7 protein-coding genes, 1 tRNA gene, 1 other RNA gene and 2 pseudogenes are annotated in these 12,367 nt (G+C 38.4%); 4 read left to right on the forward strand and 7 right to left on the reverse strand.

Going from position 1 to position 12,367, the window contains the following annotated elements; genetic code table 11:
- Window positions 1–29: 29 nt before the first annotated feature.
- Together ffs and fsa are read left to right on the forward strand one after the other, a co-directional pair.
- Window positions 30–129: signal recognition particle sRNA small type (gene ffs, locus ACQ86H_RS14655), an RNA gene on the forward strand.
- Between the two features lie 79 nt (window positions 130–208).
- Window positions 209–877, forward strand: coding sequence for a fructose-6-phosphate aldolase (gene fsa, locus ACQ86H_RS14660; RefSeq protein WP_431295403.1), 669 nt, complete (start codon window positions 209–211; stop codon window positions 875–877).
- Window positions 878–2,021: 1,144 nt separating this feature from the next.
- Here the strand turns inward: fsa and ACQ86H_RS14665 are convergent.
- Window positions 2,022–2,528: a D-glycero-alpha-D-manno-heptose-1,7-bisphosphate 7-phosphatase gene (locus ACQ86H_RS14665; RefSeq protein ID WP_138821120.1), complete on the reverse strand. Its 507-nt coding sequence runs from the start codon at window positions 2,526–2,528 to the stop codon at window positions 2,022–2,024.
- Between the two features lie 151 nt (window positions 2,529–2,679).
- Entirely contained in the window at window positions 2,680–3,966 is a 1,287-nt protein-coding gene (locus ACQ86H_RS14670; protein ID WP_431295309.1) for a sugar MFS transporter, read from the reverse strand.
- Between the two features lie 588 nt (window positions 3,967–4,554).
- On the opposite strand from ACQ86H_RS14670, the gene ACQ86H_RS14675 reads away from it, so the two are divergent.
- Window positions 4,555–4,627, forward strand: a tRNA-Lys gene (locus ACQ86H_RS14675).
- Window positions 4,628–4,942: 315 nt separating this feature from the next.
- A complete protein-coding gene (locus ACQ86H_RS14680; RefSeq protein ID WP_431295310.1) occupies window positions 4,943–5,293 on the forward strand; it encodes an Arm DNA-binding domain-containing protein in 351 nt (116 codons plus the stop codon).
- Between the two features lie 1,009 nt (window positions 5,294–6,302).
- Here the strand turns inward: ACQ86H_RS14680 and ACQ86H_RS14685 are convergent.
- The 5 genes and pseudogenes from ACQ86H_RS14685 to ACQ86H_RS14705 form a co-directional block, all read right to left on the reverse strand.
- Complete coding sequence (locus tag ACQ86H_RS14685) at window positions 6,303–7,730, reverse strand: DEAD/DEAH box helicase (protein ID WP_431295404.1); 1,428 nt, start codon at window positions 7,728–7,730, stop codon at window positions 6,303–6,305.
- Between the two features lie 72 nt (window positions 7,731–7,802).
- Window positions 7,803–9,307: pseudogene (locus ACQ86H_RS14690) on the reverse strand (TOTE conflict system archaeo-eukaryotic primase domain-containing protein); the annotation flags it as partial.
- Between the two features lie 18 nt (window positions 9,308–9,325).
- The gene (locus ACQ86H_RS14695) at window positions 9,326–9,928 is read right to left on the reverse strand and encodes a PDDEXK nuclease domain-containing protein (protein WP_431295405.1); all 603 of its coding nucleotides are present in this window, start codon (window positions 9,926–9,928) and stop codon (window positions 9,326–9,328) included.
- A gap of 24 nt (window positions 9,929–9,952) precedes the next feature.
- Window positions 9,953–10,335: pseudogene (locus tag ACQ86H_RS14700) on the reverse strand (DUF1016 N-terminal domain-containing protein); the annotation flags it as partial.
- Window positions 10,336–11,040: 705 nt separating this feature from the next.
- Window positions 11,041–12,360: a gluconate:H+ symporter gene (locus ACQ86H_RS14705; protein WP_138821118.1), complete on the reverse strand. Its 1,320-nt coding sequence runs from the start codon at window positions 12,358–12,360 to the stop codon at window positions 11,041–11,043.
- Window positions 12,361–12,367 lie beyond the last annotated feature (7 nt).

Below are 12,367 nucleotides of genomic sequence, written 5' to 3' on the forward strand. Positions count from 1 at the left end.
AAACAACTTCTTTTTCTACCTTTGTGGCCGGGCAAGTCTTTTACGACCAGCTCCCTTTGAACTCCCCCAGGGTGGGAACGCAGCAAGGGTAGAAGGTTGTAGCGGTGCGATAGAAGGTGCTTGCCCTTTTTTACTCCCTAACCCCCTGAAGGGGGGATATTAAATTCTTCAGGGGTTCTAGCAACAGAACCTAATTATCATTTTAAGAATTTATAAACATGAAATTTTTATTGACACAGCAAATCTTGATCAAATCAAAGAAGCGCAAGATCTTGGCATTTTAGATGGCGTAACCACCAATCCTAGCTTAATGGCTAAAGAAGGTATTACCGGCGATGAAAATGTAATTAACCACTATAAAGCAATTTGCGATATCGTTGATGATAACGTAAGTGCAGAAGTAATTTCGACCACTTTTGACGAAATTGTTAAAGAAGGTGAAGCTTTAGCCGCTTTGAACCCGAAAATCGTAGTAAAAGTTCCGATGATTAAAGATGGTGTTAAAGCCATTAAATATTTCTCATCAAAAGGAATCAAAACCAACTGTACTTTAATTTTCTCTGCAGGCCAGGCATTATTGGCTGCAAAAGCCGGTGCTACTTACGTTTCTCCGTTTTTAGGTCGTTTAGATGATATTTCTAGTGATGGCTTGGTTTTAATTGAAGATATCAGAACTATTTTTGATAACTACGGTTACGAAACTCAAATCCTCGCAGCTTCAATCCGCGGACCATTGCACATTGTAAACTGTGCTAAACTAGGTGCTGATGTAATCACTGCTCCTTTGGCTGCAATTGTTGGCTTATTGAAACACCCATTAACTGATAGCGGTTTGGCTACTTTCTTAGCTGACCACGCTAAAGCAGCGGGTAAATAATATTTAAAGTCGGAAGACTTTAATCCTAAGTCTTGAGTCGGATTTCCGGTTTAAGACTTAGGATTTTTTGTTTTATGGATAATCTAAGATGTATAATGGATGATGGGCAAAGCGCAGGCTACATCTCCCCTTTTCCATTTTTTGTACCATTAAAAAGTTAAGACAGTTTAGGTTTTATTGGTGCTTGCTCTTGCATGTCAAATCATCCTTTTCCCTCTTACATTTTCCTTTTTTTCTACCATTAAGAAGTTAAGCCTATTAAGGCTTTATTGGTGCTTGTTCTTGCAAATTGCAGATTACATCATCCGTTTTCCCTCTTACAATTTTACATGATTTTTTTGGAGAGCAAGAACAGTGCAGATCGGTTCCTGCAGTCCTGCTTTACATTATATTCCGGTAATGTTCGGTAAATATAAAATAGTCGAATACCGGAATGCCATTTCAATCAGGTCTAGATGGCTACGGCACTTACGAAATACTCAATGGAAGGCGTGCGGAAAGATTTTCGTAAGTATTAGGTAGGGAAAGCTTAATAGAATTTCAGAAGCTTCTGACTGACGAAGTTATTCATTCGCTTCTTTCCTTTCTAAACTTCTTAAGTCATTGCGGCATTCTGCGTTAACGATGGGAACGGCATCCTTTTTGGCTGTCATCCTGAAGGATAATTTATTTTATAAAATCAATAGGAATGGAAAGTAATTAATCTACATGTAAAAATTCCCTCTTATTACCTTCATTTCGAGCAGAGTGCAACGCAGTCGAGAACCCGAAGGCTCTGCGAAGCAAAATCTGTTTGGATAGATCTCTCCACTACGCGTTGCTCCGGTCGAGATGACGACCATTCTTATTGGAGTCTGTCAATGATAGCGTAGTTAAATGACAGCCAAAAAGATATAGTGTATAAGCGTGTTAAAACGCCCAAATTAATAAAATGGATGATGTAAGATAGGTGTGATGGGCAAATTGCAGGTTACATCTCCAGTCTTCCTTTCTCCATTTTACATTTTTCGACCATTAAGAAGTTAAGGTAATTAAGATTTTACTGGCGCTTGCCATTGCAGGTTTCACCTTCCATATTACCTTTTCCATATTATGTTGGTATGGGCGATTTGCTTATTCCAAACTCCTAACCCCGAACTCCAAACTAAACTAAAGATTCTCTTTTCAATACCTCTTTCACCTTCTCATAGCTAATCTGCTCATCAGGTTCAATCAGGATTCCCTTCACTCCTGCCCCGTTTGCTGCTTCAACATCTCTGGGTTTATCGCCGATCATAACTGATTGTGCCGGATCAATATCATACATGTCGATGGCATCTAAAATCATTCCCGATGCTGGTTTTCTGCATTTGCATTCGCCGCCAACAGTTGGATGATGCGGACAGTAATAAAAGCCAGCAATATCGGCCCCTTTGGCTACAAAAGCATTTCTTAACATCTGGTGCATAATGGCCAGTTCCTGTTCGGTATAACGTTTCAGTGCAATGCCGCCCTGGTTGGTGATTACGATTAACAAATAACCTTCATCGAAGAATTTTTTGAGTACAGGGATCTGGTAATCCAATATTTTAAAATCTTCAACCCGGCAGATGTAATCGTAAATTTCGTGGTTAAGTACACCATCGCGGTCGAGAAAAATAGCTTTGTTCATTGTTAAATATGGGGATTGAGTATCAAGTATCAAGATGTGAGACATGTGATTTAGGTCTCGTTTATAATTCGCCAAAATAACTGAAAATTAATCGCAAAAGAAAGCCAAATCTATTATAGACCGGGCTTAATCATAATTTATTTGGTTTTGGTTATTTTAACTTTAGTCCGGCTTTATGACCTTTTACAGCAAAGAACAAAATATAAAGGTAACATGGCAATACGGTTAACAGATAAGCCAATTGGAAATTGATGTGTAATTTTTCGTTTAAAAAGGCATACAATAAAGGCATAATTGCACCGCCTGCAATACCCATCACCATAATAGCTGAACCGATTTTGGTGAATTTTCCTAAATGACTGATGCCGAGCGGGAATATTGCCGGCCACATTAACGAGTTTGCCAAACCAAGCAAGGCTACAAAAATTACAGCAAACCAGTTCGAAATGGCGAAAGATAAAACCGTAAATATGATACCTAAAATGGCGCAGATGCGAAGTGCTTTTTGTTGAGAGATGTATTTCGGAATGGTAATGATCCCAATGATATAACCAATTAACATACTAAAAAGGGTAATGGAGGTTAACTTTCCGCTGATTTCGACGCTGATGCCCAATTCGCGGCCATAAATCCCGATAATATCACCTGCCATTACTTCTGCACCAACATATACAAAAATACAAAGGGCACCTAAAAATAAGTGAGGGAACTGAAAAATACTGCTGTGTTTTACTACTGCGCCTTTACTTTCGTCGATAATATCCTCTTCAACCTCTACCTCTGGCAGATCAGTGAATTTGATAAAAATGGCGAACAAACAGAAAATGATGGCCAAAACAATGTATGGTATATTTACGCGACCTAAAACATCATTCAACAATTGCTCGTGTACCGCGCCAGTAGCTGCCTGTATCTTTTTCTCTACCTCTGAAGCGTTTTTCAAAAATAAACTGCCCATAATCAACGGTACAATCATTCCTGCAAATTTATTACAAATCCCCGCTATACTGATGCGTTTTGCGGCGCTTTCGATAGGGCCGATAATGGTTAAATAAGGATTAGAAGCGGTTTGAAGCAATGCCAAGGCAGCTCCCTGAACAAAAATACCCGTTAAGAATAAGCCAAAAGTACGCGTTGAAGCTGCAGGTATGAATATCAGGGAACCCAGTCCTAAAATCACCAGACCTAAAACAATACCATTTTTAAAGCCAACTTTCTTCAGTATCCACGATGAAGGCAGCGCTAAAAAGAAATAAGCCATGTACGAAGCAAAGGTTACAAAGAATGCCTGTAAATTTGATAAGCCAAAGGATAATTTAAAGAAAGGGATCAGGGTTCCATTTGCCCATGTCACAAAGCCAAAAATAAAGAATAGCGCACAAATAATAATAAGCGGTTTTGGTCTTTGGGTTTGACCTGGTTTTGTTGTTTGTTGCATAAAGTTTTGGTTCGGTTTATTTGTTTGTGCCAAACTAAACAATAATATTTAATTAAAATGGGTCAAACGTTTGCGTAATTTCAACTTTAACAAAAAAGGCTTTTAGCTAGTGCTCAACTAGCCTAAAGCCCTATGCGCTAATGCAATATCAACAATAGGTTTGATTCTGGATTTTGCCGGTAAGCTTTGCAATAACAGGCATTTTATATAAAAGAACCTCCTCCTTCTATTAGGTATAGTTGGTTTCGTATGGTTGTAGCTATATCTGACATGCCTTCTGTATTATTCAGAAAAAGTGAATCTTGTATATATTTTTCCATTTCCCTCATCTTTAACTTTATTGAATTGGCAGGGTTAATATGGAGCGCATTTGTGAAAAATAGCGTAACAGGTTGAATTTCACAGGGCTTAATCTTAAATTAAGAGCAATAAAAATATCAAATCCATTTAAAAAATCAGGGCTGAATAATTAATTTGCCTATAAATCAATACACTAACACTTTTGGCGATTTTTTATTTGCACGAAACAGTCTATAACCCTATATTTGCACCACTTTAAAGGAAACGGATAACGTTTTTAACAAAGTAGATTCCGTAGCTCAGCTGGTAGAGCATTACACTTTTAATGTAGTGGTCCTGGGTTCGAATCCCAGCGGGATCACACCAAAGACTATCAAAATGTATAAAACCCTGCAATCGCATGATTAGCAGGGTTTTTGCTTTTAGGGAATTGCCAAATTTTGCACGAATTCACAAAACTTTGGTGAGTGGTTCGGTGAGTTAGGCAAAACGGTTAAAGTTGACTCACCGAATTGTACATAATCATTTATTGTACAGGTTGTTACAAACTGAACATCTTGTGTAGATTTAGTTGCAAAGCTATGTTTGCATCACTGTTATTTATTATTTTTTAACGGCGATGCAGCTCTCGAACCGAAAATCGGTTCTCGGGTTGTTTCACTTTAATCTTTAGATTATGAAGACCAATTTTAGCCTGCTTTTCTATCTGAAAAAGCAAAAGAACTATGTAAGTGGAAATGTGCCGATCTACATGAGGATTACCGTAGAAGGAAACCGTGCGGAGATGGCCACCAATCGGGATTGCGACCCCAAACGATGGAACGCCAAGGGCAGCCGGGCCATCGGCTCCAAAGAAGAGATCAAGGCGTTGAACACCCATCTTGACCATTTGCAGAATGCCATTTATTATGCCCATCAACGTGTTTTCGATATGGGGTTGCCTATTACTGTATATTTCAATCAAAGTGACCCCTCTGTTTCGGGCCAAACTGGCCACCAATTTGATTACCGGATGATGCACATTTAAGTTCCTTTCCCTCTGAACAAATATACATTTCGGATTCAAATCCATTTTCCTCATAACATTTCGGTTCAATCCATTCTACTGCCAGATTTATCCTCAATTCAGATCGTCCTAAAGATCAAAATCCGTTCGTAGGTATTTTAACGCGCAGAAAAACGCCATAAGCCCTCCAAAACAGCGAAACGACCGTAGTCCATTCCGAATTGCAGATATGCTCCCAGGAGCTTTTATTTTATGCAGAATTTGAAAGATTATTCGCGAAAGCCAGTGGCGAAAAGAGCTGATCTAAAGATCAGAACGGCCAGTTTGCCCCGGAACAGGTGGTCACTTTAAAGCGAAATGGGGTGACAGTTTAAATGCGGAATGAGTGGCCATTTTTGCCGAAATGCCCAACTTGTCCAAGTGGGCATTTTTCGAACAGGAATTCCCTGAAAATTTTCGATTTAGATTTAAGTATAATATTATAAAAGACCTTTCTTCAAGTGCCTTGTTATTACTGAATTAAAAATTCGATTGTGGTTTCTGACTTGATTTTTTATAGCGGGCTCTTCCGATAACACAAAGTACTGCTGTCAGGCCGATAAAAATCCATTCAAAACTCAAGTCCCTGAATTTGATATCGCCCATAAACCAAAATCGGCGACACCGCAATTTATAATGAATGAAATTATTTTGGCAGTTAAAAAAGCAGAGCATGAAGGCAGTCGATATTCATCGAAATTTTTCATGGTTTACTTAAAAGTTTGGCGATGAAAAACTTTAAACTTACGCTCTGTACCTATGGCGTATTCAAACCATCGACTAAAAGATTCTAAGTCTTTTAGTCCTTATAGTTTCACTAAAATCATAGTTAATTTTTTTCAAATGGTTTTTTTTTTTAAAAATCGTATATTTAAATAATAGCAATTGCAACTAAAAAATACAGACAAAAAGGTGAGTGATTCGGTGAGTCACTTTTCGAAAAACCTTCCAGATAGCCTTTAAACGCTTAAAACTGAACAAAATTCACACCCTAAACCAAGCACTGTTCTAAATCATCCTTCCATACAATAAAACCTTTCAGTTCCTCAGTATAATCATGCAATACACGGCTAAAATTAACAGGGGCTGATTCTAAAAATGCTGCACGCCCTTCGTTACGTATTTTCAAAAGATCATTATCAATCTCGAGGAGTGAGGCTTTAAGCGATCCGATATCTTTCGGAATTTGCCAGATATAGGTTGCCTCGTCTGTATCCAAGGTTTCCATAATGATATGATATTGTTCGATTCCTCTGATAAGAAAAACAAATGCGAATGGACTAATGACAAATCTCAGTTTTAAGATATTGCCACAATGCTGTTCAGCGAGATATTGGAGATGCAGCTTATGCCTATAACTACCTTTGCATAGGACATCCTGAAGCAATTCTTCTCCAGAATCGTATAACGTATTGGGATCACTGGTATTTAATTGGGATATTTTATCGCCCCTGCCTAACAGGTTTGATTTCATTAAAATATTCCTTTCGGCAAAGCGGAAACGAACACTATCTACAACTTCTCTATTTAATTGTTGTAGGTCTTGAGAGGTTGCGGATTTGGCCACGATACCTCCATTTTCGATGATGATACAGATAGCTAACTCTATCGATTTCGTTTTTAGAAACTTTTCAAAATATGGCTTCAATACTTCAAATTCGGGGCGGATGTGGATGTTTTCTACATCGAATGATACTTCATGTCCAACTTCACGGATAGGGATACGAAACCCGATACTACCGTATAGAAAATCAAGCGATGCTATGGTTATTTTAAGCTTCCGTTCTATCACCTGATCAGCTAAAATGCTTTTTTCGTTATTTGTTTGTTCTACTGGCTCATCCTCTTCAATCGGGTCGTCAAATAATGTTCGGTGTTTGATCAACTTTTTGTAATAGACATTTCGTTTCAAAAACATGGCATTCAGATAGTCGATCTTGATATCACGGTAATCATAAATGATGGGGGTTAACTCAGAACGCTGTACCCGACCGATATACTGGATCAGTTTGCCTTCAAAAGAAAATGGATAGACCAGAAACAGACATTGGGCATTATGAAGATCGGAACCCTCACCAAAATACTGCCCAGTGGTAATGAGCACCTGATAGTTTCCATCCTTTAACATTTTCCACTTGGTGTTACGGCTAGCTTCAGAATCATCACCACTCAAAGTAACCGTCTCATAGTATTGCTTTAAATATTGTTGCAATGTTTCGATATGTTCTTTTCTTTCTGTAAGGATTACGATTCTTTTTCCTGTATTTAGTTGAAATGCTAAGTCTTTTAAAATGAGTTTATTCCTATCTGCATCATGAACCAATATATTTGATAACGTTTCAAAGCGATCTGTTTTCGCATTAAAAGGAACATCCAGCGCTGTGTTCCTAATGATGATTTCTGGCTGTTTTGAAATCACTAAATCAGCAGATTTCAGTTCGGAAATTATTTCGCCCAGATGGATAAAAATCAGTCTGTCATCACTGTTCTTTCTGAAAGGCGTTGCAGTTAGCCCGTATAGATAATAAGAATGGAAATGCGAGATGGCATCCTTAAAAGTTTCGGCAACAATATGATGGCATTCGTCAACGATGATGGTTCCAAAAGCTCGAACCAACTTTACTGCATCAGGTTTTTGCAGTTCTTTCGCAAGACTTTGTACCATGGCAATCGTAACCTGTTTTCCAATTGTTGCCTTCCCTTGCCCAATCTTACCGATATCCTGTTTGGGGATCCCTAGAAATGCTTCTATCCTTTCAGCCCATTGATCGGCCAATTGTTTACGATGAACCACTATCAACGCTGGCTGCCGTTTATCCGCAATAATTTTTAGCGCCACCACAGTTTTACCAGAACCAGGCGGTGCAACGATTATGCCAATACCCTTTTTAGCAGCAGCTTCTACAGCTGGAAGTTGATAGTCTTTCAGGGAGGCATTAAAAGAAAATCCTATTGCAGGCAGTAATTTACGATTGTCGTTTAGCTGATACGGAATATTATGCTGAATACAATGTGTAACCAACTTCCTGATAAAACCTTTAGGGATAATGGCACGTCCATTTACTTCCTCGATGAACCTGAAATATCTCTTGGTACCAAACGTACTTCGTCCACTGTTCTTTTTAATGATGAAATCCGCATTGAAGAAGTTGAGCTCCTCTTTTAGAAAATGGGTTAATGCGGGACTTATCTCGTTGCTCTTTATTTCGATTGCATTTGAAAGGGAGATATTAAGCGTTCCAGATGCGGTGGCTTCTTCTACTTTTGAATTGGTTAATGAAAAAAATATTTTATCCAGTTGGATGATAGAGATCCGCTTAATACTTTCGAGAAACTGCCACTGGTCAACATATGGTAACGTCGTATTGGCATCTATAAAACAGCTATTACCTGCTTCCATTGCTGTTTTATGAAAGGGCATGGCAATCAGATTTCCAAATCCCTTTCCCGAAAGCCTATCCTGATTTGGAAATAATCTGTCGAAGCTTGAATTTTTATCGAAGGCAGAAACCACACCTGATTTTTCAAGGAGCGCAAGGACAATACTTCGACTCTTAAAAGCGGGATAAGCCCTATCAAAAAAATCCAAACATGACCGCCATTTCCAGAACGAGAGCGCTCCAAATAAGCTGGAATTTTGTAGTCGTCACATAATTTGATGAAACTTCTGCAATCGTCCAACCAGCTATTCTTATCAAAATCTGCTGCAATTAGCCAAGAACTATTATCCTGTAATAGTGGATATAAACCAATCAGCTGCTTTCCTTCAAGGTGTCTCTGGACTTGATCATTGGTTAGTGAAAGATAAGTTACAGGTTCTGAACTTGGAGAACCAGAAGGTTTTTTATAAATTCTATTGAAATAAGGATCATATAACTTTGCAGGCATATAGCCACTTTTGGCTCCCTTTGTCCAATGAATGGCAAAAATATCTTCACGACCCCGAAATAGAGATTGGTATAATAATATTCTGGCTTCTTGTGACGAGTGACTCAATCTTTTAAAAGTGTTTTTTTATTCAGTTTCTCTATTCAATTGGTCTTCGATTACTTTTCTCAATTCTTCTTTGTTGGGTAAATACAACTGGTATTTTTGTACAAATAATTGTGAAGACACATTATGCATAGCATACTGTATTACCAATTCGTCTTTTTCTTTGGCTAAAACAATTCCTATAGGCGGGTTGTCACTTTCGGTATTTTCTTCATTTTCAAAATAGCCCAAATACATATTCATTTGCCCTACATCCTGGTAATTGGCTTCCTCTCTTTTTAAGTCTATTAACACAAAGCATTTTAATATACGGTGATAAAAAACCAAGTCTACATAGTGGTTTCGGTTGCCTAGTGTAATCCGATATTGTCTACCAATAAATGCAAAGCCTTTGCCCAGTTCTAATAAAAAACTTTGCAGATGAGTAATTAATCGTTGCTCTAAATCAGTTTCAGATAAGTGGTAAGGCTCGGCTATTTTAAGAAATTCAAATACATAGATATCTTTTAAAATATCAGTTGGCTGTGCTACTATTTGTCCTTGATGTGCTAGTTTTAAAATGCCTTCTTTATCTTTTGATGATGCCAAACGAAGGTATAATGAGCTGTTTTTTTGACGAATCAACTCGGTTGTACTCCAGTTCTCTAATATGGCTTGTTGCTGGTAAAAGCTACGTTCTAATGGGTCGTTTATTTTTACTAGTTCGCAAAGGTGTGTCCAAGTCAATTTGTGAGGAAGCTCCTCACAAATTGGAAGCACACATAAACCAACCGCATATAATTAAGGTTGCTACGACTAAAACCTTTTCCATGTAGCTTTTTAAGATCTTTTGATAAATTTTCTAATAAGGCCTTGCCGTAGGTGGCCTTAGCTTTACCACCTTGCTCAAACTCTACTATGTGTTGCCCTATTTGCCAATAAGTAGTTAACAACTGGTTATTTACAGCCCTTAACGCTACTACCTTGCCATTGGTATAGGTAGTAGAAATGGTTGCTATTAAGCTACTATATGCCGTATGTATGGTTTCCATTATAAATTATTAACTCCGTTATGCCGCAGCGTTTTAAAATTTGTATAGCGTGTTCGCTCATGGTTTCAAGAAGCTCTACAGAAACGACAGGCATTAAAAATCGAGAAAGTTTTGATGTGGTAGCGTTGAGCCAGCATTATATACACCCTATTACGATTTCATCTACGCAAAGGTAATAGATTTGAAATAAAATACTATTCGATTTTCCCGGCTTAACTCTCTTATTTTCTTTATATTTGTATCATAGCAATTGCAACTAAAAAATACAGACAAAAAGGTGAGTGATTCGGTGAGTCGCTTTTCAAAAACCTTCCCGATAGCCTTTAAACGCTGAAAATCGAACGAAGTTCACATCCCAACGGGATCACAAGAAACCTCACAGAAATGTGAGGTTTTTATGTTTTATCCCCTCTGGGATTCGAACAGAAGCGCCGGCCTGGGTTCGATTTGTAAAAGATTCGGGGTTTTGTGGGGCTGAGCCAATCCCAGCGGGATCACACCAAAGACTATCAAAACGTATAAAACCCTTGCAATCGCACGATTAGCAGGGTTTTTACTTTTAGTGAATTGCCAAAATCGCACAAATTCTCAAAACTTCAGCGAGTAAGGCAAAATTTTAAATTGACTCACCGAATGGCTCATAACCATTTACTTTACAGTATGTTGTAAACTATACATATTGTATCTATTAAAGATAATGATGATTTACCTAAACAGTACCTGGTTTATAATCAGTATTCCGATAAGTCCGATAACGGAAACCAGCGTTTCCATCAGCGACCAGGATAAAAATGTTTGTTTGATAGACAATCCTAGATACTCTTTAAATAGCCAGAAAGAGGAATCATTTACGTGAGAACAAAACAGGCTCCCTGAGCCAACCGCGAGTACCATTAAATTTGGATCGGCACCATGAGGTCCGATAAGCGGATATACGATACCGGCAGCGGTGAGGCCGGCTACGGTAGCCGAACCCAGACAAAGCCTTAATACAGCCGTTATTAACCAGGCCAGTAACAAGGGTGGCAGGGTCAATCCTTGCAAAATTGCAGCAAGGCTGTTACTTACCCCTGTTTCTACAAATACCTGTTTCAAAATACCTGCACTACCGATTATTAAAAGGATCATTGCTATATCTTTTGTTGCATCAACAAAAATTACCATAATGTCAATCAGCTTTTTACCTAACCTCATCCCAAGGGTGTATGTTGCAATACAAATGGTTAATATCATGGCAATAGTTGGATCACCGGTAAATCTGGCAAAATTTAACACAGCGATATTGTCATTACATATCCTGGTGATCAATGTGGTCCCCAAAATGATAAGTACAGGTAATAATGCGGAAACCACACTATTTGTTATTCCTGGCAGCTCATTATCGGGCAGTTCATCGGCTTGTAGGGTAACCGTTGGCCTGGATTGCATATTTATTAATGCTTTTGCGAAAATAGGACCTGCAATAATTATTGCAGGTATAGCCACTATTAAACCATAAGTAAAGGTCTTAACCAGATCTGCATTAAACTGAGTAACTAAAGCCATGGGCGATGGATGCGGTGGCAAAAAACCATGCATTACGGAGAGCGATGCCAGCATAGGCAATCCTACATATACCAGGGGTAACTTATAGTTATAGGCTACAGAAAAAATAATGGGTATAAGCAATACAAACCCAACATTATAAAATAATGGAATGCCCACTATAAAACCTGTTAAAGCCATGGCCCAGGTTACGGATTTATAGCCGAATGTGTTTTTTAATACCGTGGCTATTTTTTGAGCGGCACCACTGGAGGCGACAAGTTTTCCGAGCATGGCTCCCAAAACGATGATGATTGCCAGAGATCCTAATGTATCTCCTAATCCTTTATTAACCGTTTGCGGAATACTGGCGGCTGGCATACCTAGCAATAAGGCTGCCCCTACAGATACGATTAAAAATGCAAGAAAGGTATTCACCTTCGCCCAGGCAATTAATAATACAAGTATAACTATACAGCCTAAAAGAATCAGTACATCCATATTTCTG

Source organism: Pedobacter sp. P26 (assembly GCF_050632135.1).
Taxonomy (GTDB): Bacteria; Bacteroidota; Bacteroidia; order Sphingobacteriales; family Sphingobacteriaceae; genus Pedobacter.